Source organism: Bradyrhizobium canariense (genome assembly GCF_900105125.1).
In the GTDB taxonomy this organism is placed as follows: Bacteria; Pseudomonadota; Alphaproteobacteria; order Rhizobiales; family Xanthobacteraceae; genus Bradyrhizobium; species Bradyrhizobium canariense_A.
In genome coordinates this window covers 7,365,942-7,388,734 of record NZ_LT629750.1, presented here as the reverse complement: position 1 = coordinate 7,388,734, position 22,793 = coordinate 7,365,942, and the positions used below count along the sequence as shown (strand labels likewise).

At 62.4% G+C, this 22,793-nt stretch carries 22 protein-coding genes; 11 read left to right on the top strand and 11 right to left on the bottom strand.

From position 1 onward, the window contains the following. Positions 1-18: 18 nt before the first annotated feature. From BLV09_RS34875 to BLV09_RS34855, 5 genes are all read right to left on the bottom strand, one after another. Positions 19-2,274: a NosR/NirI family protein gene (locus BLV09_RS34875; protein WP_146690645.1), complete on the bottom strand. Its 2,256-nt coding sequence runs from the start codon at positions 2,272-2,274 to the stop codon at positions 19-21. Positions 2,275-2,436: 162 nt separating this feature from the next. Continuing rightward, positions 2,437-2,754: a metal-sulfur cluster assembly factor gene (locus BLV09_RS34870; protein WP_146690644.1), complete on the bottom strand. Its 318-nt coding sequence runs from the start codon at positions 2,752-2,754 to the stop codon at positions 2,437-2,439. Next, entirely contained in the window at positions 2,751-3,281 is a 531-nt protein-coding gene (locus BLV09_RS34865; RefSeq protein ID WP_167558990.1) for a DUF2249 domain-containing protein, read from the bottom strand. Before BLV09_RS34865 ends, BLV09_RS34870 begins: the two co-directional genes overlap by 4 nt. A 13-nt stretch (positions 3,282-3,294) precedes the next feature. Next, the gene (locus BLV09_RS34860) at positions 3,295-4,650 is read right to left on the bottom strand and encodes a hypothetical protein (protein WP_146690642.1); all 1,356 of its coding nucleotides are present in this window, start codon (positions 4,648-4,650) and stop codon (positions 3,295-3,297) included. Positions 4,651-4,725: 75 nt separating this feature from the next. Continuing rightward, entirely contained in the window at positions 4,726-4,992 is a 267-nt protein-coding gene (locus BLV09_RS34855) for a DUF2249 domain-containing protein (RefSeq protein ID WP_146690641.1), read from the bottom strand. A 188-nt stretch (positions 4,993-5,180) separates the two neighbouring features. Between BLV09_RS34855 and BLV09_RS38360 the strand changes: the two genes are divergently transcribed. Continuing rightward, a complete protein-coding gene (locus BLV09_RS38360; RefSeq protein ID WP_433994371.1) occupies positions 5,181-5,321 on the top strand; it encodes a helix-turn-helix domain-containing protein in 141 nt (46 codons plus the stop codon). Here the strand turns inward: BLV09_RS38360 and BLV09_RS38545 are convergent. From BLV09_RS38545 to ubiT, 4 genes are all read right to left on the bottom strand, one after another. After that, on the bottom strand, positions 5,318-6,325 hold the full coding sequence (locus tag BLV09_RS38545; protein ID WP_146690639.1) for a putative zinc-binding protein: 1,008 nt from the start codon (positions 6,323-6,325) through the stop codon (positions 5,318-5,320). The genes BLV09_RS38360 and BLV09_RS38545 overlap by 4 nt on opposite strands. A gap of 145 nt (positions 6,326-6,470) precedes the next feature. Beyond that, a complete protein-coding gene (gene ubiV / locus BLV09_RS34840) occupies positions 6,471-7,349 on the bottom strand; it encodes a ubiquinone anaerobic biosynthesis protein UbiV (protein WP_146690638.1) in 879 nt (292 codons plus the stop codon). 86 nt (positions 7,350-7,435) lie between these two features. Further along, complete coding sequence (gene ubiU / locus BLV09_RS34835) at positions 7,436-8,413, bottom strand: ubiquinone anaerobic biosynthesis protein UbiU (protein WP_146690637.1); 978 nt, start codon at positions 8,411-8,413, stop codon at positions 7,436-7,438. Next, positions 8,404-8,898, bottom strand: a complete 495-nt coding sequence (gene ubiT, locus BLV09_RS34830) for a ubiquinone anaerobic biosynthesis accessory factor UbiT (protein WP_244548898.1) — start codon at positions 8,896-8,898, stop codon at positions 8,404-8,406. Before ubiT ends, ubiU begins: the two co-directional genes overlap by 10 nt. A gap of 242 nt (positions 8,899-9,140) precedes the next feature. On the opposite strand from ubiT, the gene BLV09_RS34825 reads away from it, so the two are divergent. Together BLV09_RS34825 and BLV09_RS34820 are read left to right on the top strand one after the other, a co-directional pair. Beyond that, positions 9,141-10,595, top strand: a complete 1,455-nt coding sequence (locus BLV09_RS34825) for a UbiD family decarboxylase (protein ID WP_146691436.1) — start codon at positions 9,141-9,143, stop codon at positions 10,593-10,595. Then, the gene (locus BLV09_RS34820) at positions 10,571-11,191 is read left to right on the top strand and encodes a UbiX family flavin prenyltransferase (RefSeq protein WP_244548897.1); all 621 of its coding nucleotides are present in this window, start codon (positions 10,571-10,573) and stop codon (positions 11,189-11,191) included. Before BLV09_RS34825 ends, BLV09_RS34820 begins: the two co-directional genes overlap by 25 nt. 129 nt (positions 11,192-11,320) lie before the next feature. Here BLV09_RS34820 and BLV09_RS34815 read toward each other — a convergent pair whose 3' ends face one another. Further along, complete coding sequence (locus BLV09_RS34815) at positions 11,321-12,496, bottom strand: NnrS family protein (protein WP_146690635.1); 1,176 nt, start codon at positions 12,494-12,496, stop codon at positions 11,321-11,323. Positions 12,497-12,675: 179 nt separating this feature from the next. Here BLV09_RS34815 and BLV09_RS34810 point away from each other — a divergent pair, with 179 nt between their 5' ends. From BLV09_RS34810 to BLV09_RS34775, 8 genes are all read left to right on the top strand, one after another. After that, positions 12,676-12,864, top strand: a complete 189-nt coding sequence (locus tag BLV09_RS34810) for a hypothetical protein (protein ID WP_146690634.1) — start codon at positions 12,676-12,678, stop codon at positions 12,862-12,864. A gap of 514 nt (positions 12,865-13,378) precedes the next feature. After that, positions 13,379-14,086, top strand: a complete 708-nt coding sequence (locus tag BLV09_RS34805; protein ID WP_146690633.1) for a Crp/Fnr family transcriptional regulator — start codon at positions 13,379-13,381, stop codon at positions 14,084-14,086. 313 nt (positions 14,087-14,399) lie between these two features. Beyond that, positions 14,400-15,902 (top strand): ABC transporter substrate-binding protein, encoded by a 1,503-nt coding sequence (locus BLV09_RS34800; RefSeq protein WP_146690632.1) that lies wholly within the window; start codon positions 14,400-14,402, stop codon positions 15,900-15,902. Next, positions 15,887-16,876, top strand: a complete 990-nt coding sequence (locus BLV09_RS34795; RefSeq protein ID WP_146690631.1) for an ABC transporter permease — start codon at positions 15,887-15,889, stop codon at positions 16,874-16,876. The genes BLV09_RS34800 and BLV09_RS34795 overlap by 16 nt, the downstream gene beginning before the upstream one ends. Before the next feature lies 1 nt (position 16,877). Further along, complete coding sequence (locus tag BLV09_RS34790; protein WP_146690630.1) at positions 16,878-17,705, top strand: ABC transporter permease; 828 nt, start codon at positions 16,878-16,880, stop codon at positions 17,703-17,705. Next, positions 17,702-19,318 (top strand): ABC transporter ATP-binding protein, encoded by a 1,617-nt coding sequence (locus BLV09_RS34785; RefSeq protein ID WP_146690629.1) that lies wholly within the window; start codon positions 17,702-17,704, stop codon positions 19,316-19,318. Before BLV09_RS34790 ends, BLV09_RS34785 begins: the two co-directional genes overlap by 4 nt. Next, positions 19,315-20,499, top strand: a complete 1,185-nt coding sequence (locus BLV09_RS34780; protein WP_146690628.1) for an amidase — start codon at positions 19,315-19,317, stop codon at positions 20,497-20,499. Before BLV09_RS34785 ends, BLV09_RS34780 begins: the two co-directional genes overlap by 4 nt. A 22-nt stretch (positions 20,500-20,521) precedes the next feature. After that, positions 20,522-21,535, top strand: coding sequence for an alpha/beta fold hydrolase (locus BLV09_RS34775; protein ID WP_146690627.1), 1,014 nt, complete (start codon positions 20,522-20,524; stop codon positions 21,533-21,535). 536 nt (positions 21,536-22,071) lie between these two features. On the opposite strand, the gene BLV09_RS37630 is transcribed toward BLV09_RS34775, so the two are convergent. Continuing rightward, positions 22,072-22,509 carry a hypothetical protein gene (locus tag BLV09_RS37630; protein WP_167558989.1) on the bottom strand — a complete coding sequence of 146 codons (438 nt, stop codon included), beginning with the start codon at positions 22,507-22,509 and terminating at the stop codon, positions 22,072-22,074. Positions 22,510-22,793 lie beyond the last annotated feature (284 nt).

Sequence of the window (22,793 nt, the reverse complement as noted above, 5' to 3'; positions counted from 1 at the left end):
GCGCTGGATCAATACCCGCTATTGTTTGGACTGATCGCCCATCATTGAGGGCGCCGACGACAGACCGGTCATCACAGCGGCACGACGTTCTGATTTCAGCCTGAGCTGGATCATCACCGGACAGCGATGATCGTCATGATAGAGTTCCTGACAATGCAGACACTGGATACATTCGTTCGGATTGATGTTTCCTTCCGGATGAATCGCTTGAACCGGGCATTCGACAGCACAACGATGACAGGAGCTGCCGCACTCGCGATAGCGACGAAGCCAGTCGAACATCCGCATTCGTCCAGGAATTGCCAAAGCGGCTCCGAGCGGACAGAGATAACGACAAAAAAAACGCTCGATGAAAAGGCCGGCCGACAATAAAACAAGGACATAGAGAATAAACGGCCATTCCCGCATGAAGCGAAGCACGATTGCAGTCTTGAAGGGCTCGACTTCGGCTGCCTCTTCGGCAAACGAGAGGTCGTATAGCGAGAACGCGAACAAGGCGAGGAAGACGATATATTTGATCGGCCACAATCGCTGATGCAGCCCGAACGGCACAGAAATCTGAGGAACTTTCACAAGTTTGGCTATGGCATTCAGCAGTTCCTGCAAGGCACCGAACGGACAAAGCCAGCCGCAGAAAGCCCCACGCCCCCAAAACAATATGCCGGCCGCCACCGCGCACCATAGAATGAAGATCAGTGGGTCCATCAGGAAGTAATCCCACCGGAAGTCCGTGCGCAGGGCGTTGAAAAATGCCAGCACATTGACAATCGATAATTGTGCTTCGGCATACCAGCCGATCCAAAGCAAGGTAAACGCAAGAAAGCAGAACCGCAGCCGGTGATATAGCAACGGCCGCCTCACCAGAGCCGTTTGAAAGAAGAAGATTGCCGTGAGCGCCATGAGCGCCGCAAGCATGATGACGATCTCGCCCGCCTTCGCCCGCCAGGCGAATTGCCACAACGGCGCGACATCGCTCGCCGGGGCCTGGGTCGAAATCGGCGATGGCTGCGGCATCGCCTTCGCCAGCGAAGCCGGCGGTGAAGCGGCCTTCGTTACCGGCACAGGCCTGTCGTTCAGATATGGCGAAGGCACCTGGTAGCTCAGGTCGAAGGTCAGAAACGCCTTGTCGCGCGCGCCGATCTCCCGTTGAACGAGCAACACGAGCCGCCATGGCGCCGTCGGATCGAAATGCTGTTCAGCCGGAACCGTAAACAGGCCGATCTCGGGAAACGGCGGCGCACCCGCCGCACTCAAATCGCCGATACGCTCGTGATCGTGGTCGTGGAAACGAATGATATTGTCACCCTGAACCAACTCGATACGGTCGAAGATACCTCCACGCACGTAACCTGAGCCCTTGAAGGAATATCGCCCTGTCCCGGCAATGAGGATCGTCTGTTGATCGGGTTGGAGGCGCTGCTTCAGCGCTTGATAGCCAACATCGCCAAGTACGCTGCGGCCGATACTTGGTACGCTGACTTGCGCGACGTAAAGATCAATGAAAGCAACACTGCCAGGGCCTGGATCCGGATGGTCCGCAGCGAGCTTGTTGTCCGACTTTGCAAAAGCATCGTTTATCTCATCGACGCTCAACGACAGGCGACGTATCGAACCATCGCCAAGCAAACTTTGCCAATCTTCAACCGTCAGCTTGTTGGGATCAATCTGCTTGTCGGCAACGACAACCGGCGCTGAACCAACCCGGGCCACACCGAGTCCGCGCGACTCCGCTATCCGTATCGCCGAACGCGTGATGCTGTCACCGATCACCATCGTTGTGACCGTCGCGCCACTAATGATATCGATGGACGAATTTCCGACCGGACGTTTCAGCCCGTCGCTCGCGTTGTGCCCGACATAGCTTTGGATAAAGGCCACAAGCTTCTCTGCGGGGATTCCGACCAGCACGATAGGTTCGTGATGCTCAACCAGCTTGGCGCCGACAATACGACCACTGAGATCGATTCCGATCAGGATGCGGATGGGCTTGCCAGAATAGCCCGTTGAGTTGACAACGTCCGAGGTCAGATAGACGTAACCTAATCGCTGATCGCCCTTATATGCCGGGGCCGCTGGTGGGTCACCTTCCTGCTGACCAACCCGATCAGCCCCGGGAAAGACGTCTACCAGCGTTGCCGGTTGGAGAAATTGGCCAAGCAGACTGCCCGTTTGGGCCCGCGCCGCGGAATCGGCAAGCAGGATCAGGAAGCACACCAGGACGATCCGCGCGAGGCGCAAACACTTGACGGCTGTATGACGAGCGGCATGATTCATGTTTGTGAGACTTATTTCTGCTGCCGATGTCGGACGACCTGCTCAAGTGATGCGTATGGCAGGTGGTGTCGTTGCGCTGGATCAAACGTCTGGGGAGCCAGCCCTTCGTCGCGAAGGAGACGACGGTCCATCCGGCTTGCCGGCCGAACGGCATCGCTTTATTTAATTTGGCGTCGCAAATCCCAGTTCGGTCCGCGCCTCCAGGCTCATCATGTCGGGGCTCCATTTGGGGACAAACGTCAGCTCGACGTCGACGAATTCGACGTCGGGCAGGCTCCAGGCGCCGTTGGCGACCGCCTCCTTTAGATAGCTGGTGGCGGGGCATCCCGGCGTCGTCGTGGTCATCCTGATGCGAACAATGCCGCCATCTTCAACCACGATGTCGTAGATGAAACCGAGATCGACCACGTTGTAGCCGAGCTCGGGATCGATCACGACGCGCAGCGCATCCCGTATCCGTTCGGCGAGTTGCGTATTCATTCCTGTGCTGCCTTGGTCGCGTCGACCCGTATCAGGATCGTGTAGGCCGCCCGCTGCAAATCGAAACCGCCGCGCCACTCGTGGCCGCGCTTGGCGAGTTCCGGGTATAGAAAAAGCGGCTCGCGAAGCAGCATCGCGGACAGCACTTCACCGGGCTGCAGTCGCTCGGTCGCCTCCAGGATCCGCACCATGGGTTCGGGCGGATCGAGGCCGCGGTTGTCGAGCTCGATGACTGGTTCCGGCCACACCGCGGCTTCCGAACCCCTCGGCCCCAACGGCATCGCGGCTCCGGCAGCCGCCAGCGGACGAAACAGCACTTCCCATTCGCCGCCTTCGAGTTCGTACGCTTCATGGCTGAACCCTCTCGATTGCATGACACCGAACAGCGGCATCGGCTTGAAGGTCGCGAACAGTCGCATGCCTTGGTCCGGTTCGAGCGTTTCCAACGCCTGCATGATCGCACTGAACGGCTCGCCGCCGGCGCGCAGGATCGGTCTCACATCGACGTCTACAAATTCCCTTGTCACGGTCATCTCCCCGCTAGGTTGGCTTGGTTGAAGAGAACAAGAGCCTCGGCGGGACCGCATTGCCGGGTAGCCGTCGAGGCTCCGGCACATTGGCGAGCCGCCGGGTTTTCACCATCTGAACAACGATGCCGCAAGTCACGGCCGTCATCGCCAAGGCAGCGATCCGAAATATCTGGCCGGCATCCGCCAGCAGTGCCACGGTCGCGATCCATACCCCGAAAAAGAAAAGCAGGAACCAGCGCGCCGCAGGCCGCTCCGCGACGAGATCCTGAACCCGCGGCGTTGGTGTCTTTCCGAGCACCGGGCCGTACACCTCGAGCCAGGTCAGGAATGCGACGATCTTGTACATCTGCGACAGCATGAGGCCCGAAAGCCAGCCGAAGCCGAACAGGAACACCAGGGCGCCGATATAATCCGAAAATCGTCCGACCAACGTCAACACGACGCAGAGAATCGCGGCAAGCATGAGATTCACCAGCGCCACGCCGGCCGTGACGCCGTTCAGTTCGAGGGGCCGGCGCTTTCGCGAGCGGTAGAGCCGCAAGACGTCACGGCCATAGAGCGCAAGAGCCGCGATGGCCACCAGCAATGTGCTCACCAGCACGGGTGCCAGCGATCGTTGCGCGAGAACCGTGGCCATGCCGCCCGTAACCAAGAGCGTCAGTGCGAGCGCGGCAAGCCACAGCGTCGCCCTGGGGCTGGCACCGTCGACATCCGGCGCAAGCATGAACATCGCCAGCAATCGATAGGTGACGCCCATCGCCGTGACCGTCAGCCATCCGCCCAGCCCGGCGACGATGTGAAGGGGCAAGGCACGGCCAAGAATATTGACGAAAGCGGCGCTGCTGGTTGTCCCGTCAAGGGTGAGTGCGAAGATGATCCCCAGCGCCGCCGCGGCACCTGCCGCGGCAAGTCCAATCCCAATGAAGCCGGCCGGCAACGCAAGCGGACGAGCATCCCGGAGCGTGAGCGCTATATTCCAGATGACGAGAGCAAACCCGGCCCCCAACAGCGCGGCGGCAACAGACAAGAAGGGAAATTCGAAGCGCGCCCGTCCATCCAGGCGAAGAAAACCAAGCACGAGGGCGGTCAGGCCCGCAACCAGCAGCGCCAGAGCGGGCAGCTGCAGCCGGTCGCTATGGAGCGGCGTCGCGGTCAACACCGGAACGAACTGAAACAGCGCGCCGCACATCACGAGGCTAAGCCATCCAATCGTGACCAGATGGACCAGAACAAGGGTGTCCGGAGCGCTCACAGACTCCGCAGGAAAGCCGAAGCCCACCGTCATCATGATCTCCGCTGCGAGGAGCGAGAGCAGAGCGGCAGCGAAGTATGCCATCGTCCAGCGAGAAAGCGCTGCTCCGATCATGTTGCATCCTCCCCTTCATCCGTGCGGTTCAAATTGGCTTCGGATCCGCAAATTTGCCGGTCGGTATCCGGCGGGCTAATCCGGACCGGCAGGGGCTCGAAGGTACTCGAGCCGGACTCTCCAGACATCCGGTCCTTCCTCAAGATAGATCCAGCTGCATCGCTCGCCGTAGCGCAACTCGAATTGATGGCGCAGCGGCTTCGGGGGATGGTCGGCGATCAGTTGCAGCGTCGCCTCGGGCGCCAGGTTTTCAAACAGGCGCGCAATTATTTGATGGCGGAATCTCGGTTCGATGTCCCGCACGTCGATGACGCATTCGGATGGACGGGCGGTCTGCGGCATTGAAGAACTCCTGGCCGATTGTTGTGTGGGAAGCAGAGCCTCCACGGACCGCGCCGTCGGCTCACCATGGCCTCTCCGAACGTGTCGTTCTTTTTCCGAGCTTAAGCTCCGTGCCGTGGCTTTCTTTGTTGGAGCGCAAACAACACAGACATGCATCCTCGGAACCGGCGGTCAGTTGCCCGCTTGCGATGACCGGAACCACGCTGCACACGGTGAGCCGCATCCTGAGCAGGTGGGGACAGCAGGGTCTCGTCGAGGGCGTTCGACAGCGCATCGCGATCCGGGATCCGCGCCGGCTGTTCGATCGGGCCGAAGGTCACGCGCTTTAACGAGCGGCGTCGCGCGATGCCGTTCCCGGCGGCTCATGCCGGAAGGCAACCTGCCAGTGCTCGGACGAGAGCCGCGCGGCGCGGCTTTCAAAGCCTCTGCCGCCGAGCAAACGGCGCAACGGCAGCGGATGGAACGGAGCCTCGACGATCAGTGCGGCATCGCCTTCAAGCGCCGAAGCCGCTTCCAGGATCGTCATGAGCGGTTCGATTCCGCGTTCAAATAAAGGCCTGACGTCGAGGATCCTGGCTGTTGCGGAGGCATCGATCGAGCCGGAAACAGGCAGCTCGGACGGCTTGCCGGGCATTTCCATTGGCGCTTGGCCGTTCGCAAAGGCCAGCAGCGCACGGACCTCCACGTCCAGCATATGGGCGACGTCCTTCAGGTTGACGTTGGCAGCGACGCGTTCATCGTTCAGCACCTTGCGGAACTTTCCAAAGCGCCCGTCGAGCGCGATGATGCGGTCGAGCAGGCTTTCGTCCCGCATTATTCCGTCGATCAGCGATGTATCGGCCGTCAGCACCGGAACTCCCTCCGAATTTTCGTCGCGCCGCCCGATGTCGTTCCGGCCGGTCTGCACAGCAGGTACTGAAGACACATGCTCCGCAGGCGGCGGCGTCTCGATCGATCGGAGGGCGGCAACCGCCCTGCGATAGACCACAACGGCTTCATTCTCGTCGAACCGTTGGTGGAATCGCTTCTTTATTCCGAGGTTGGTCAGAATCAGATGCGCCGCCGGGATTACCCCGTGCCGAGCCAGGCTCCGCTCGACGCAACGCAGCGGGCAGCCGTCAATCGCCAGAATCGGCCGGCCGGATTTGGCGATCTTCACCAGAGAGGGAACGTCGCCGCCAACTCCGGCAATGCAGGACATTTCCGCTTGCGCGGTCCGATCCAGACGAACCGCCGTGTGATTTGCCATTTGGGCGGCGCTCGAACAGCCGGAGCAGGAGTAGACGACCGGCAGGCTGCGCTTGCTGTCAGTTACCGCTTCCGCCTTCGACATGAATTCTTGTCCGTCACTCAGTCAGATCAAGGTGACAATTTAACCGCGACCGCGAGAGGGATCGTTGTTCCAACGCAAAGAAATGAAAGCCCGGCCGCCCGTCATCGATCTCCTCAACGCTTCGATCGGCGAGCCCGTGCACGGATCATGGCGCGGCCGGCCGTCCGCGGAGAAAACCGTTGGTCGACGAAACATTGGGATAGATCGCATTCAATCGACGCATGCCTTCCTCGGGCACGACCCTTCCATCCAGCACATCACGGAACGTGCGCGCCACCGCAACCATGTCGCAGTGCTGCGGGGACAACCTCAGCGAAGCGACACCGGCCTTTACGAGATCATCGGTGTCCGCGATCAGATTGGTACAAGCATAAGCGAGGGTCTGAACACCGTTTATCACCAGGAAGCGCTCGTCGTCGAGCGTGTCCACGGGCAGCCCGTCCGCGTCGCCTGCGCACACAAAGCGGCAATTGTCCTTGGAGAGCTTGTGCAGACGCGCGTGATAGCAGCGCGCCGAGATGGCGAGCGGAGCGCGGCCGAACGCGAAAACCTCGATCTCGACCTGCGGCGTCGCGGCCGCAACGGCCGCGATAGACTCCAGCGGCAGTTCGGGCGGCAGGCAGATGCGCCGCGCACCCTGTGCCGCAAACCACCGCGCCGTGCCTTCGTTGTAGACGTTTACAAACGGACCGGTCACGTGCGGCCGTCCGGCGAGGTGGGCGATGCAGGAGATATCGTTGGCTTCCACGAGGAAGCTGTGGTCGCGCGCGAGCTCCTCGGTATGCCGCCGCTCCCGCTCCAGCGTGATCAATGCCAGCGAGCTCATCAGCACCTGCTTTCCTGCCGCGGTCAGACGCTCGACCACGGCCGGCAAATGGACATCGAAGAACGGCATCCGCTTGGAGCACACCACCTCGCCCACTGCCACCGCGTCCACCGCCGCCTCGTCGGCGATCCGAAAATAGAAATCCCGCCAGACATCTGGCTCCCAGTTGAACAGGATCGGGCCAAGCGTGAGCTTCATCGGTGTTCTATCCCGGTTCCAGATGTTCGTTCCGCGCCATTTCAGTCAGCGCCAGATTGGTCGGCGCCAAGTCTTAGCGCTAAGTCTTAGCGCCAGGTCTTGCGATACGCCCCCAGCGTCGAACGCTGTCCCTCGGTCAGGGCGGCAAGCCGCCCCGCCGGCAACGGCTCTCCCGCGTCGAGCGCGTCGAGTTGCTCCCGGAAGCCGCGCACCACGCCTTCGATGTAAGCCCGGCTACGCTGCCGCCCTTCGATCTTCAGTGCGGTGACGCCAGCGGCGCGCAGGCCCGGCAGGATTTCCGCCGCATCGAGGCTTACGGGATCCTCGAACAGGTAGCCGGAGCCGAGCTCGGTCTTGAAGCGGCCTTTGCACAAGGTCGGATAAGCGGCCGGCTCGCCCTTGGCAACGCGGTTGATGGTGAAATCGCCAAGCCGCGAGACCAGCGCGCCGTTCTCTTCGCGATAAACGACGTGGCTCGCGGGAGAGCAGACGCCATTCATATTGGGCGATTGTCCGGTGACGTGAGAGGACAGCGAGCAGCGGCCTTCCGCCATTACACACAGACCACCAAAGATGAAGACTTCGGTTTCGCAATCGACGGCACCGGCGATCGCGGCGATCTCCGGCACGGTGAGCACGCGCGGCAGGACGACGCGACGAACGCCGAAATGGCGTACGTAGAATCCGATTGCGTCGGAATTGGCGGCGGCGGCCTGCACCGACAGATGCAGACGCTGGTCCGGGTGAGCGCGCGCGGCGTAGTCGAGCAGCCCGATATCGGCAACGATCAGCGCGTCCGCATCAGCGGCAACCGCATCATCGACGGCACGATGCCATGGCGCCTCGCCGCCCGCGCTCGGAAAGGTGTTGATGGCGACCAGCACCTTGGCACCGCGCCGATGCGCATAACCGATCCCCGCCTGCATTTCCGGCCGGCTGAAGTTCAACCCCGGGAAATTGCGTGCATTGGTGGCGTCTGCAAACCCGCAATAGACTGCATCGGCGCCAGCGTCCACGGCCGCGCGCAACGCGGCGGGCGTTCCCGCCGGACAAATCAGTTCCATGATTCGGACCCTTCCTGCGCGCCTGCCGCGGCTTTCAGCCGGGATAGCGCACCGCCGAGCAGCCGCTGTCCCAGCGGGGCAAGCGGCCCGAACAGAGCCGCGGCGTCCGCGACCAGATCGACATCTGCATCATCCAACGCGTTGCGCAACGCCAGAACCGCCTCGACATCGCCCTCGATGACAAGATCACGCGAGAAAAACAGCGCGTCGCCGTCATAGGCTCCGTCGACCAGCCCCAGAAGGCCGATCATCGGACCGGCGATCCGAATTGGAATATCATCAGGCAGACTGCGTACCGCGGTCATGGTTGGCCTTCTCGGATGCGGCTCGAGCACGAATGCGAAGGGCAAATCGGTTGGCTCGATGCCGAAGCGTTTGCACGCGTGAGGGCCGAGGCGTTCGAAAATATTTGAGTGGCGCGCCACCACCGAGCGCAGAATCAGGGCCAGCGGCAATTGCAGCGGCGCGAGCGGCAGCGGCTGCATGCTGCGCCCAATCAACCACGGAAGTCTCGGAACGGACGGCATCCTCACACTATCGGCTCTCCGCAGGGCACGTGGCAGGCCATGGTGCCGTCGATGTCGAGCGCTTGCTTAGCCGCACTTGCGCCGGCCGATCTTTGTCCTGGAACAAAGACGTGTCTGTAAATCCAGTAGAGAATTTCTGTCTCAATGAGGTGTCCGTGCCCTGCCGCGATCTGCCGCCATTCCGTGACCTGCGCGGCTTCATGTCCCATCTGGAAAGCCAAGGCCGCCTAATCCGCATCCGGGAACCGGTGTCGGTCGTGCATGAGATGACCGAAATTCACCGGCGCGTGTTGCAGGCCAATGGTCCAGCATTGCTGTTTGAAGCCCCGCTGATGCCGGACGGAGCCGCGGCCAGGATGCCGGCGCTCGTCAACTTGTTTGGCACGACGGAGCGGGTGGCTTGGGGCTTCGGCGTCGATCCCGCACGCCTCGGCGCGCTTGCAGAGGCGCTGGCGGAGTTGCGCGAGCCGCGCCCGCCGCGCGATTTCGCCGACGCGATGTCGAAACTGCCGCTTGCCCGGGCAGCGATGACGGTGCGGCCGAAGCTTGTCACCACGCCGGCTGTGCAGGAGATTGTGTGGCGCGCGGACCAAATCGATCTCACCCGGTTGCCGGCGCAAATCTGCTGGCCGGGCGAGCCTGCGCCCCTCATCACCTGGCCGCTGGTCATCACGCGGCCGCCGGATGATGAGACAGGCGACGCCGTCAATGTCGGCGTCTACCGGATGCAAATCATCGGCCGCGACCGCGCCATCCTGCGCTGGCTTGCCCATCGCGGCGGAGCACGCTACCATCATCAGTGGAAAGCGCGCGGCGCTGACATGCCGGTCGCGGTGGCGATCGGAGCAGAACCGGCTACCTGTCTCTCCGCGGTACTGCCTTTGCCTGAAACAATGTCGGAGTTCAGCTTCGCCGGCCTTATCCGGGGCGAGCGCCTGCGGCTTTCACGGTGCGTCACGGTGCCGCTCATGGTGCCGTCCGAAGCCGAGATCGTCATCGAGGGGCTGGTGTCGCCGGACGATACCGCGCCGGAGGGGCCATTCGGCGATCACACCGGCTACTACAATGCGGTGGAAGATTTCCCGGTGATGCACGTCACCGCAATCACCATGCGCAAGAATCCGATCTACCTGTCCACGTTTACCGGCCGCGCGCCCGACGAACCCTCGCGCATCGGCGAGGTGCTCAATGAGCTGTTCGTACCCCTGGTCCGAAAGCAGTTGCCTGAGATCGTCGACCTTTGGCTGCCGCCGGAAGCCTGCTCCTACCGGATCGCGATTGCGTCGATCGACAAGCGCTATCCCGGTCAGGCGCGGCGCGTCATGCTCGCACTCTGGTCGCTGTTGCCGCAACTCACTTATACCAAGCTCCTGTTCGTCGTTGACGCTGATATCAACGTGCGGAGCTGGCCCGACGTGATGTGGGCTGTTTCGACCCGCTCGGACCCCTCGCGCGATCTGGTCTCGCTGACCGAGACGCCAATCGACTATCTCGATTTTGCCTCACCGAGGCCCGGCCTCGGCGGCAAGCTTGGAATCGACGCAACCACCAAGATCGGGGCCGAGACCACGCGGGAATGGGGCCGCGTTCTGAATATGGACAGCGCCACAATCGCGCGGGCGGATGAGCTGTGGCAACGTCTCGGTCTCGCATAGCACTCTCGAAGACGCGCGCAACGAGGGCGCGTCCGCGGATCATCGTCGGCATCAGCGGCGCTTCAGGCGCAGCGCTCGGGGTACGCGTGATCGAATTGCTGGCAGCTACCGGGCAGTGTGAATTGCATCTGGTGGTCACGCCGAGCGGCGAGCGCACATTGGCTCACGAGGTCGGTGAAGATGCCCTGCCCCGCATCGGCGCGATGGTCGCGCAGCATCATTTGATCAGCAACATCGGTGCAAGCATCGCCAGCGGCTCATGTCGCACCGCAGGCATGATCGTCGCGCCATGTTCGATCCGAACTCTGTCCGCGATTGCCGTCAGCGCTCCCGACAATCTCCTGGTCCGCGCCGCAGATGTGCAGTTGAAGGAGCGGCGCAGGCTGGTTTTGATGGTACGGGAAAGTCCGCTGCATCTCGGACATTTGCGGACAATGGTTGCGGTGACCGAAATTGGAGCGATCGTCGTACCGCCAGTTCCAGCGTTCTATGCTCGGCCCGGCACGCTTGCCGAGGCGATCGATCACATGGCTCGCCGGGCAATCGGCCTGCTCGATGTGGATCTGAGCGTTTCCGTGGGTGAGTGGGAAGGTTGAACGACCGTGATGACCGTGATGTCAGCTTCAAAGCCTGTAGGTCCCTCCCCGAGGTAATGCGGCGACCGTCACAAAGCTGGCGCCTTAAAGGCCACTCCACCCGAGCGACGGACTGTTCGCTTGTGCCGATTAGCTCTGGCGCGCTTTGCACAGCGCCGCTGAATACACCGCCGCGAAACCAAGGAACGCTGTCGCCCATGCGCTGGCGGCGACTGTAAGCAGAGGTGCGGCATGATCAGGCTCCAGCACCGTGCCGACCCTGGCCAAAGCGGCAACGACGACCGAGACGTAAACGATATGCGTCGCGACCGACGCGCGAAGTTGCCGCCCGGTATGGCCGAGCGTCGCACGGCTCATCACCGCAAGCGTCATGGTGCCGATCGCGCCGCTGGTCCACGCATGGATCCCTGCGCTTGGCAGGACAAGGTCGAAGGCGCTGAGCGCCGAGAGAATGAAGCCTGCGGGAACGAAGGCATAGGCGACGTGCAGGATCAGGACCAGGCGATCCGGAAATGTGCGGTAACCGGTCCAGCGCGCCAGACGGACGATGTGGAGGCAGCCGCAGGCCAGCAGCAGGGCGCCGGTCGTTCGGTTCAGCGGACGCGCGACCCATAGCGCCAGCACGATCGCACTCAGCCCGATCGTGGCGGCGTCGAAGCGGCCGAATGGAACCGGCAGCCGCCCGGGCGCCCGCTTGGCAAGCCAGTTGCGCGTAAAGCTCGGAATGATCCTGCCGCCGATCAGCGCGATCAGGACAATCACCACCGCGATGCCGGCCCGGGTCGAATATTCGGCCAGACCGGTAAAGTGATCTTCGAGGTGAAACGCCAGGTTGGCCAGGGCGAGCAGGCTGATGATCGCGACAACCTTGAGACTGTCCCACTTCCTGCCGGCGACGATCTCGCGCGCCGCGGCCGCTGCCAGCAGCACGAGAAAGGCGCCGTCGATCACCGCGGCGGGCGCCCATCCCAGCCAGGCCGACGCGCTGACGGCGATCCGGCCCGCGACCCAGACCGAAAACAGCATGATCAGCGGCCTGCCTTGCAGCGGCAGCCGCCCGGTCCAGTTCGGTACCGCGGTCAGCAGAAAGCCTGCAACGACGGCCGCGATATATCCGAACAGCATCTCGTGCACGTGCCAGTCGCGCGGCGCAAAGGCCGTGCCGAGCCCGAGCTGTCCGTAGAACACCGGCAGCCACACCAGAATGATCGCGCCCGCGTAGATCGATCCGAACAGGAAAAACGGCCGGAAGCCGTATGAAAACAGCGCAGGCCCCTGATAGTCCCTCAGACGTGGTATCGACATGGCTTGCCCCGCATTCGATGCTTGGTTCGATGCACCGTAGCGAGCGATCAAGCGGCCACTTTGTCGGAACGCAAATTCAGCCACGATCGCCCATGCAGGGTTTGTGTTTGCTAGACGACAAAGATGCCCGCGCGTCCAAGGTGTATCGGCGTCACACGTCAGACAAACGGAGACGAACGATGCGAATCTATGAGCGGCTGCGGGAGAAACTCGGCATTCTCTCAACTCACCTTCAAGCCGAGCCAAAAATTGCCCTCGATGGAGGCAAGATCGTTGCCGCCGCCTCTGTTGAAATTCAGACTGCTGAAGCCACGTGCTGCGGCGGGTGCGCGGGCAGCGAACTCGCTCCCGAGTCGCGTAACGCCTAGAATTGGGAAGGACGGAAAAAGGCGCGCGTCCCCATGCCATAGTGTGGCGTGCATTTTGACGCCGCAGAGCCCTCCTGCTCGAACTCGACGGTGCTGTCCTCGCTGTTGTTGCCTGCAAGGGCACAGCGCCATCCGGCAGCGTCCCCTTAATGGTCTCGGCATGGTGGCCCTTGTCCGCAGCGACGAACTTCACGCTGTCGCCCGCGCGATTCTCCGAACGAAGGCTCGAACACCATCACGCTTCGACTTCGGCAGCGCCCGCGCCATCGGTCATGGCCAATATCGCAGCGGCCGCGGCCATCACCAGATATTTACGCGCCTTCATCTCTTGTTGATTGGTTGGCTTCCGTCTGGATGTCACGTGCCTAACACGTGACGGCACAACGGACTTTGCTGTGCAGCCGAATGATCGGCATCGTGCTGCCCGATCCGGGTTGCCGATCGCCGCGCCCGGCTCTATGGTCCAACCGTCATTGCAACATTTGGAAGCCTTGCATCCGGAAGCCTCGCGTAAATGGCCGCCATCGACCGATCAATTGTTGCAGATCTCCCGATATTCGCCGAACTTGGCGCCGATGACCTCGATGAGATCCTGCGCGAGGCGCGGTCAGTGCGGTATCCCAAGGATACCAGCGTGTTCGACCAGGGCGACGACGCCCATTCATTCTTCTTGCTCCTGCACGGTCATCTGCGAGTCGAGCGGGTCGCGTCGCAGGGACAGCAAATCGTGGTCCGCTACGTCTCGGCCGGCGAGTTGTTCGGCGTTGCCCAGGCGATGGCGCTGAAGAAATATCCAGCGACCGCGGTAGCGGCGGTCGACAGCATCGCCTTGTCATGGCCGTCTTCGGCGTGGTCGAGGTTGACCACCAAATTCCCGAGCCTTGCCGCAGGCGCGCTGCAGACCGTCGGAAGCCGATTGCAGGATACACAGGCGCGCGTGATCGAGATGTCGAGCGAGCAGGTCGAACCGCGCGTCGCCCATGCGCTGTTGCGGCTTGCCAAACAGGCGGGCCGAAAGGTCGAACACGGCATCGAGATCGATTTTCCGATCAGCCGGCAGGACGTCGCCGAGATGACCGGGACTACGCTGCATACGGTGAGCCGTATTCTCAGCGCGTGGGAACAACAGGGTCTGGTTGAGGGCGGAAGGCAGCGCATCGTGCTGCGGGATCCGCACAGGCTGTTCGGCCTGGCCGAGGGGCACGGCAAGCACGGCGACTGAACGCCGCGCGGCGTGCGGACCCACAAGGTCGCGGATGCGTGCGTTTTGCGGAACCAGTCGGCGCCGGCTTAGCCACGGACGTCCTTGATGCGCTGCATACTGCCTTTACACCGGCGAATGCCTTAGCGGCAAAGGTGGCACGCCAATTGCTTGATACCGAACTCCATGAGGAGTTCACATTTTGGTTCACGATCCGCACCTGAATAAAATCTCACGCCGTACCGCTTTGGCCTTACCCCTCGGGTTGGCCGCATCATCCAGCCCCATCTTTAACAGTCTCGCCAAGGCCGATCAGCCGGTGCGAGGTGGCACGATGGTGATGATCGTGCAGCCCGAGCCTTCGACGCTCGCCCATTATGCCGTAACCGCCGGCAACATCCCGCCGATCGCCACACAGATTTATGAAGGTCTTGTGACCTACGACTGGGATCAGAATCCTCAACCCAATCTCGCGACTTCCTGGGAGACCGCGCCTGACGGCAAGTCTATTACCTTCAAGCTGCGCGAAGGCGTCGTCTTTCACAACGGCAAGCCTTTCACCAGCGCCGACGTCCAATTCTCCTTCATGGAGATTTTGAAGAAATACCACCCCTTCGCCCCGCTCCTTCTCGCCGAGCTGACGGGCGTCGACACGCCGGATGAAAAGACTGCGGTTCTGCTTCTCGCCAATCCCGCGCCCTATCTCATGAAGGCCCTTGCGGGACGCGATCTGCCGATCATGTGCAAATCGGTTTTCGAGGGAACGCAAATCCTGCAGAATCCGTCGGCGAACAAACCTATCGGCACCGGACCGTTCAAATTCGGGCAATGGGACCGCGGACAGTTCGTGCGGCTCGACCGCAACGAGAAATACTGGAAGCCGGGGCTGCCCTATCTCGACCATGTCATCGCGCGTTTCATCCCCGATGCCGCGACGCGCTCGGCCGCGCTTGAAACCGGCGAGGCGCATTTCGCCGGCTACAGCGCCGTCAATTACGCCGACCTCGCACGGATGAAGACCAACCCGATCCTCGATACGACGATGAAAGGCTATGAGATGACGCCCGCCTTGAGCGTGCTTGAACTCAATGCCAAACACCCGCCGCTCGACAAGAAAGAAGTGCGCCAGGCGATCGCCTATGCGATTGATCGCAAGGTGATCCTGCGCGATGTCATGTATGGCTACGGCAAGCCGGCCACCGGCCCGCTCAGCAGTCTGTTCGAGACCGTTGGGTTCTATACCGACGACGTGCGCAAATACGACGTGCCCGACCGTCTCGAGATTGCCAACAAGCTGCTCGACGGTGCCGGCCTGCCGCGCGGCGCCAATGGCATGCGCTTCGGCATGCATCTCGAAGTCAATTCATTCGGCGAGCAATGGCTGCGCCAGGCCGAATATTTGAAACAGGCGCTCGCGATCGTCGGAATCGATCTGACGCTACGCTCGGAAGACACCGCCACCTGGTTGCGGCGCGTCTATACCGATTACGATTACGACATCAACGAGCCCTTCCTGAGCCAGGGCGTCGATCCGGTCTATGGTCTCAACAAGCAATATCTCACGTCGCAGATCCGCAAGGGCGTGACCTTCGTCAACGACAGCTTTTATGCCAATCCGGAATTCGACAGTATTCTCAACGAGGCCATGCGCGAGCTGAACCACGACAAGCGCGCTGTGCTTTACAAGAAAGCGCAGCAGATTCTTGCCGAAGACTGCCCGCTGGTCTGGCTCATCGACGTGCAATATGTCTCGGTCTTCAATCGAAAGCTTCACGATCACACGACCGGGCCGCTCGGCACGCAGCAGGCCTTCGAACGGGCATGGCTGGAAACGTAAACCGTGCGCTTCGCCCGTTATATGGGATACCGGCTCTCACCGCGCTGCCGGTGATCTTCGGCATCATTGTGCTCAACTTCCTGTTGATCCATCTCGCGCCGGGCGACGCGGCCTCCGTGCTCGCCGGCGAGAGCGGTGCGGCGACGCCCGAATATATGGACGCGCTGCGCCATAAATTCGGCCTCGACCAATCGCTCGGCATGCAGTTCCTGACCTATGTCTCGAACATGGCGCATTTCAACCTCGGCTACTCCTACCGCAATGATGCCGATGTCAGCAGCCTGATCCTCGAGCGGCTCGGGCCAACGAGCCTGCTGATGTTGACGGCGTTCGGCACCGCTCTGGCGCTCGGCATCATCCTCGGTCTCGTCGCCGCGACGGGGCGCAATTCCTGGCGCGACAATGTCATTTCGCTGATCAGCCTTGTCGCCTATGCGACGCCCGGATTCTGGCTCGGGCTCATGATGATCGTGATTTTTTCGATCGGCCTCGGCTGGCTGCCGACAAGCGGGTTCGACACGGTCGGCGCCGGTCACGAGGGCTGGGCCGAGGTCTGGGACGTCGGTCGCCATCTCGTGATGCCCGCCGTCTCGCTCGCGCTGTTCTACCTCGCGCTTTATGCGCGCCTCATGCGCGCGTCCGTTTTGGAGCAGACCGGCATGGACTACGTGACGACAGCGCGCGCCAAGGGCCAGACGGAGCGCCGCATCATGACAGGTCACGTCCTGCGCAATGCGCTGTTGCCTATCGTGACGATTGCCGGCGTTCAGGCCGGCAATCTGATCGGCGGCTCCATCGTCGTGGAAACCGTGTTCGGCTGGCCCGGCATCGGCACGCTTGCCTTCAACGCGCTGCAATCGCGCGACCTCAACCTGCTTCTCGCAATCTTCTTCATGTCGGCCTGTCTGATCGTGATCATCAACCTCGTCGTCGACGTGATCTATGTCATGCTCGACCCGCGCATGGAGATTTGACATGCGGGAGGGCTTCGCGCGGTTCGCGCGCAACCGGATGGCTCTGTTCGGCGCGGCCGTGCTGCTGTGCCTGCTCCTGCTCGTCGTGCTCACGCCGGTGATCTACCCCGACGATCCATTCAAGCTCGCCGGACCCGCCTTGCAGCCGCCGGGCGGGCGCTTTCTGCTCGGCACCGACACGCTGGGCCGCGACGTCGCGGCGGAAATCGCCTACGGCGCGCGCACCTCGCTCATCATCGGTGTCGGTGCGACCCTCGCCGCAATTATCTTCGGCGCGGTGGCCGGAGGGGTGGCCGGCTACTATCGCGGGCGGACCGAGACCGTGCTGATGCGCATCACGGAATTCTTCCAAACCATCCCGGCCTTCATTTTCGCCTTGTTGATCGTCGCTATCCTCTCACCCTCGGTCTCCAGCGAGATCATCGCCATCGCGGCCGTCTCCTGGCCAAGCATCGCGCGGCTCGTGCGCGGGGAATTCGTTTCGCTCGGCGGCCGCGAATTCGTGCAGGCCTGCGCGGGCCTCGGCGCAAGCGATGCGCGCATCATCCTCAATCATATGCTGCCAAACTGCGCCTCCTCCATCATCGCGGTCGGTTCGCTGCTGATCGGCACTGCGATCCTGCTCGAAGCCGGACTGGCGTTTCTCGGCCTCGGCGACCCCAATGTCATGAGCTGGGGGTTGATCATCAGCGCGGGACGCGCGGTGCTGCGCTCGGCCTGGTGGATCTGCACCTTTCCGGGCATCGCGATCCTGCTCACGGTGCTCGGCATCAATCTCACTGGCGACGGGCTCAACGAAGCCCTCAATCCGAGGCTGCGTGAGCGATGAGCCAGACCGTTCTCGAACTTGAAAAGCTCACGATCGCTTTGCCGCCCGGCGCCGACCGCGCCAATGCGGTCAGCGATGTCGATCTGGTGTTGCGCGCAGGCAAGGTGACGTGCCTGATCGGCGAGAGCGGATCGGGCAAATCGCTGGTCGCGCGTTCGATCCTTGGCCTGCTGCCGCGCCCGCATGTACGCGTCGGGAGCGGCCGCATCCTGTTCGAAGGCCAGGATCTCGCCGTCGCGCCGCAGGACAAGATGCGCGCCATTCGTGGCGCAAAAATCGGCATGATCTTCCAGGAGCCGATGACGGCGCTGAATCCGCTGCACACGATCGGCCGCCAGCTTGACGAAGTGCTGCGCATCCACACATCCCTCGGGAAAGCCGCACGCCGCGCCCGCGTGCTCGAACTGATCGACGGCGTTCATCTGCCGGAACCCGCTCGCATCATCGGTTCGTTTCCACATCAACTGAGCGGCGGCCAGCGCCAGCGCGCGATGATCGCCATGGCCTTGCTGCTCAATCCGCGGCTGTTGATCGCCGACGAGCCGACAACCGCGCTAGACGTCACGACCCAGGCGCAAATCCTTCATCTGATCCGCGAGCTGCAGCGCGAACACGGTACATCCGTTCTCTTCATCACCCATGATTTCGGCGTCGTCGCCGATATCGCCGATGAGGTAGCGGTGCTGCAGCGTGGCACCCTGGTCGAACGCGGCGCGGCCGGGGCGGTGCTCGGCGCGCCGACCCATCCCTATACCAAGGCCCTGATAGCAGCGGTACCCAAGCTCGTACCGCCGGCAACGCTGCCGGTGAATACGCAACCGATCATCATTGAGGCGCGCGATATCACCAAGACCTATGGCACGCGAGGCCTGTTTGGCGGGCGCGTCACGATGGCTCTGGCCGGCGTGAATATGGAACTACGCCGCGGCGAAACACTCGGCCTCGTCGGAGAAAGCGGCTCCGGGAAAAGCACCTTGGCGCGCGCCATCACCCGGCTGCTACCAATCGATGGCGGCGAAATTCTGCTTAACGGCACCAACATCGCCCGGCTCCCCCGCCACCGGCTCCGCCCAATCCGCAAACGCGTGCAGATGGTGTTTCAGGATCCCTACGCGTCGCTTGATCCGCGGCAGCGCATCATCGACATCATTGCCGAAGGTCCCATCATCCACGGCACCCCGACCTTCAGAGCCCGCGAGGAAGCGCAAGCGTTGCTCGGCCTCGTCGGCCTAGACGCCTCGGCCGCAAAGCGTTTTCCGCATGAGTTCAGTGGTGGCCAGCGTCAGCGGATCGGCATTGCCCGCGCGCTTGCGCTGCGCCCTGAAGTGCTGGTCGCGGACGAGCCCGTCTCCGCGCTTGACGTATCGGTGCAGGCGCAGGTGCTGGCGCTTCTCGCCGACATCAAGGCGCGGCTGCAGCTCAGCATGCTGTTCGTGACCCATGATTTGCGCGTTGCGCTACAAGTCTGCGACCGGATCGCTGTGATGAAACAAGGCGAGGTGGTCGAAGTGGCGCCGACCGCCGAGATCTTTTTTAATCCGCAGCATCCCTATACCAAGGCCTTGTTCGCCGCCGTGCCTGGGGGCACCTGGCAAGACCGGAAAGCATCATGAGTTCGACCGAAGCTTTTGTGCCTGGCCCGCGCGCGCAAGTGCCGGGTGCGGCGGCGGGGCCGCTCGCCGGTCTCAGCTTCGCGGTCAAGGATCTGATCGATGTCGCCGGCGTGCCGACCGGCGGCGGCAATCCCGACTGGCCGCGCTTCGCCGCAACGCCGTCCCGTCACGCATGGGTCGTGCAGACCCTGCTCGATGCCGGCGCCTCGGTCACGGGCAAGACGATCACCGACGAAGTGTCGCTCGGCATTCTCGGCGAGAACGCGCATGACGGCACGCCGTTGAACCCGGCGGCGCCCGGCCGCGTACCGGGCGGCTCGTCGAGCGGATCGGCCTCGGCGGTGGCCGCCAAGGCCTGCGATTTTGCGCTTGGCACCGATACGGGCGGCTCGGTGCGCGTGCCGTCGAGCTTTTGCGGCCTTTACGGCATCCGGCCGACGCATGGGCGGATCGATTTCACCGGCATTGCCGTGCAGGCCCCAGGCAGCGATACCTGCGGCTGGTTCGCGCGCGATGCGGCGACGTTCGCGCGTGTTGGCGAGGTTTTGTTCGGAAGCGCCCTGCCCGTCACGCTGCCGACGACGCTCCTGGTGGCCGAGGATGCCTTCGGCTTCGCGGATGAAAATGTGCAGCAGGCGCTCGCCCCGGCCGTCGGCCGTCTCGCGGCGCTGACTGGCCAACGGCGCGACATCACATTGGCGCCGCAGGGCCTTTCGATCTGGCAGCGCGCGCAACGCATTTTGCAAGCGAGCGAAGCCTGGCGCACCTTCCAGCCCTGGCTCGACGGCCATAATCCGCGTCTCGCCTTCAGCGTGGCGCGGAGCTTGGTACAGGGTTCGATGATGACCGATGCGGAGCGCAATGCCGCAAGCCTGATGCGGATGGAAGCCTGCGCCCGGCTCCGCCTGCTGCTGCCAGCAGGCACGATCCTCTGCCTGCCGACGACGCCGTTTCCGGCGCCGCAAAAAGGTCTTCCGCTTCACCAATTGGACCCGTTGCGCGAACGCATCAGCTGCCTGACCAGCCAGGGCGGCCTCACCGGCGTGCCGCAGGTCAATCTTCCGGGCGCAACGGTCGATGGCGCGCCGGTCGGGCTTTCGATCATCGGCGCGCGCGGTTCGGACCTCGACCTTCTGCGTGTCGCTGTTGCTTTCGAAGAGCAGGCCGCCGAGAAGGCGTAGACAGATCCCCCGGAGAATAGCGATGAATTTGGAGAATGAGACGGGCAGCTTTGCACTCGGCGATTTTGCCGTGGAAAAAGGCGGCGTGATCCGCGAGGCCCGACTCGCCTGGCAGCGCTTTGGCACGCTCAACGACAAGCGCGACAATCTCATTCTCTACCCCAGCAGCTATTCTGCGCGTCTCGCGGATATGTCATGGCTGATCGGGCCGGAGGGCATTCTCGATCCCACGCGCTGGTGCATCGTCGCCGTGGGGATGTTCTCGAACGGGGAATCGTCCGGCGCGGCGGAGACGCCGGATTATCCCGGGCTCGTCACCGTCGCCGACAATGTGCGGGCGCAACACCGTCTCGTCACGGAAATGTACGGCGTGGACAAACTCGCCGCCGTTTATGGATTTTCGATGGGCGGCATGCAGGCCTATCATTGGGCGGCGCTCTACCCCGAGATGGTGGCACGCGCCTTCGTCGTCTGCGGAAGCGCCCGCACAGCCGATCACAACAAGGTTTTTCTGTCCGGCCTGTTGCGTACGCTAGAAGCCGCGCCCGAGCATACCGGCAATGGCCGCTTTTCGAGCGAGCCGTTGCTGGCGCTCAAGGCCTTTGGCCACATTTATGCCGGCTGGGGCCTGAGCCAGGATTTCTACCGTGCCGGCCTTTACAAAAGCGCGCTTGGCGCACCCGATCTCGAAACCTTCGTCCGCATTAATTGGGCCGAGCGGTTTTCGCAATGCCGCGCGGCGAACCTCTATGCGCAGGCACTCGCTTGGTTTCACGGCGATATCAGCGACAACACTCTTTACAACGGCGATCTCACGCAAGCGCTCCAGTCCATAAAGGCGCAAATGCTTCTGATGCCGAGCGAGACGGATCTCTATTTCCGCGTTGCGGATAATGCGGCCGAACTTCTCCATCTCGCAACCGGGACCCTGCGGCCGATCCCGGGCGTGTGGGGTCATCGCGCGGGCAATCCGAGCGCCAATCCGGCAGATGCCGCCTTTCTCAAGGCGGGGGTCGCGAATTTGCTGCCGGGGTAAAGCCCGGCTCTTGGCAAGCAGCGAAATACGCGAGCCGCCGTGCTTGTCGGCGGGGCTTTTTTTGTCGCCGATGACGAGCATTACTGAGCAAGAAGACGCCGCCGAACTGGCCCGGCGGCTTCGTGAAACAGTGGCGGCTTTCTCGACGCGACTGACGGAGACGGCAACTACGGCAGCAGCGCTGTCTTGAAGTCGCCTCGCAATCGGCCATGTTAGGTTGGTCGATTAGACGCGTAGGACTTATCGACATCACGGTAGGCAACGCGGCGCGCCTCGGCGCATCGCAACGTTCCACCACGCGACGCTGTGCGTCGCACCACATCGCTACGCAACGCGCGAGCCGCCGGGATGTCCCCGGCGCCGCTCGCGCGTCTAGCGCGGACGCCGCGCGACCCGACTAATCCCCCTCGCAATGGCTCACGTCAAAACTTCACGACACTCATCGCTTCCCCATAACGTTGCCGTAACACCCATCTCAAAAACATCCGGGCAACGAGGCAGTCGGCGGGCGCTCCCCTCCGGGATCACGGGCACCACTATCTCCTATTAAGGTCAAGGTAAGCGGTCCACACGGCACTGGCCAACACCTGCGATGGACGCTGGGCGCATGTTTTTTCGACTTCGACCACTGCCGCTGCCGTCTCGACTTTCGTCTCTGTTTGTCCGCTCGCAGCAGCGACGTAATTGAGTCCCGTCCAGAAGCCATAAATCCAGATTGTTCCCTCCAATCGAAGCGCTCGAGTGGACTGCCAGTGAGCGCAGCTCATGTCCCCTATTCCCATCATGTCGACGGAAACCTTGGCATCCTGTGCTGAGGAACGAGAGACCGGAGCGGCGCAGACCAGCGCCGCCAACAAAACTGGTTTGATCATTGGCCATGATTGATGCTTAGCGAACGCGGTTTTCCTCGACTCGGATACCGTGAGAGATGCAGCTTCGGTATCCGTGGTTGGTATCTTGGACCGTTTTCCCATGATGCTCTCTTTCGAGGCCGCCTCAGTGGATCGCCCCACGGCCTTGGGGCAGCTTCACGCGAGCTCTCTCGGAATATGTCCCTTCGCCGAGTCGGTTCAAGCCGGATTGCTCGACGGAATCAAAAGTGACCTCCCCGACTGGCGCGCTCAACATCACCCGAACGGCACGGTGCAGGCGCCGTTTGGAATGCATATTGGTCGCCTAATGAGGCCAACTTGTGCCTGTGCCATCGACACATCTGAACCGATTCAAAAGAAGTGTCAGCGAAGCCGCCTGAAAACTC

Excerpts from the sequence above, each read along its gene's own strand:
- ubiU (WP_146690637.1), bottom strand. The coding sequence starts at position 8,413 with ATGGAACTGATTTGTCCGGCGGGAACGCCCGCCGCGTTGCGCGCGGCC.
- BLV09_RS34875 (WP_146690645.1), bottom strand. The coding sequence starts at position 2,274 with ATGAATCATGCCGCTCGTCATACAGCCGTCAAGTGTTTGCGCCTCGCG.
- BLV09_RS34800 (WP_146690632.1), top strand. The coding sequence starts at position 14,400 with ATGGTGATGATCGTGCAGCCCGAGCCTTCGACGCTCGCCCATTATGCC.
- BLV09_RS37630 (WP_167558989.1), bottom strand. The coding sequence starts at position 22,509 with ATGGGAAAACGGTCCAAGATACCAACCACGGATACCGAAGCTGCATCT.
- BLV09_RS34785 (WP_146690629.1), top strand. The coding sequence starts at position 17,702 with ATGAGCCAGACCGTTCTCGAACTTGAAAAGCTCACGATCGCTTTGCCG.
- BLV09_RS34780 (WP_146690628.1), top strand. The coding sequence starts at position 19,315 with ATGAGTTCGACCGAAGCTTTTGTGCCTGGCCCGCGCGCGCAAGTGCCG.
- BLV09_RS34775 (WP_146690627.1), top strand. The coding sequence starts at position 20,522 with ATGAATTTGGAGAATGAGACGGGCAGCTTTGCACTCGGCGATTTTGCC.
- BLV09_RS38360 (WP_433994371.1), top strand. The coding sequence starts at position 5,181 with ATGACCGGAACCACGCTGCACACGGTGAGCCGCATCCTGAGCAGGTGG.
- BLV09_RS38545 (WP_146690639.1), bottom strand. The coding sequence starts at position 6,325 with ATGTCGAAGGCGGAAGCGGTAACTGACAGCAAGCGCAGCCTGCCGGTC.
- BLV09_RS34810 (WP_146690634.1), top strand. The coding sequence starts at position 12,676 with ATGCGAATCTATGAGCGGCTGCGGGAGAAACTCGGCATTCTCTCAACT.
- BLV09_RS34795 (WP_146690631.1), top strand. The coding sequence starts at position 15,887 with ATGGCTGGAAACGTAAACCGTGCGCTTCGCCCGTTATATGGGATACCG.
- BLV09_RS34870 (WP_146690644.1), bottom strand. The coding sequence starts at position 2,754 with ATGAATACGCAACTCGCCGAACGGATACGGGATGCGCTGCGCGTCGTG.
- BLV09_RS34805 (WP_146690633.1), top strand. The coding sequence starts at position 13,379 with ATGGCCGCCATCGACCGATCAATTGTTGCAGATCTCCCGATATTCGCC.
- BLV09_RS34860 (WP_146690642.1), bottom strand. The coding sequence starts at position 4,650 with ATGATCGGAGCAGCGCTTTCTCGCTGGACGATGGCATACTTCGCTGCC.
- BLV09_RS34855 (WP_146690641.1), bottom strand. The coding sequence starts at position 4,992 with ATGCCGCAGACCGCCCGTCCATCCGAATGCGTCATCGACGTGCGGGAC.
- BLV09_RS34815 (WP_146690635.1), bottom strand. The coding sequence starts at position 12,496 with ATGTCGATACCACGTCTGAGGGACTATCAGGGGCCTGCGCTGTTTTCA.
- ubiV (WP_146690638.1), bottom strand. The coding sequence starts at position 7,349 with ATGAAGCTCACGCTTGGCCCGATCCTGTTCAACTGGGAGCCAGATGTC.
- BLV09_RS34790 (WP_146690630.1), top strand. The coding sequence starts at position 16,878 with ATGCGGGAGGGCTTCGCGCGGTTCGCGCGCAACCGGATGGCTCTGTTC.
- ubiT (WP_244548898.1), bottom strand. The coding sequence starts at position 8,898 with ATGCAGCCGCTGCCGCTCGCGCCGCTGCAATTGCCGCTGGCCCTGATT.
- BLV09_RS34825 (WP_146691436.1), top strand. The coding sequence starts at position 9,141 with ATGTCCCATCTGGAAAGCCAAGGCCGCCTAATCCGCATCCGGGAACCG.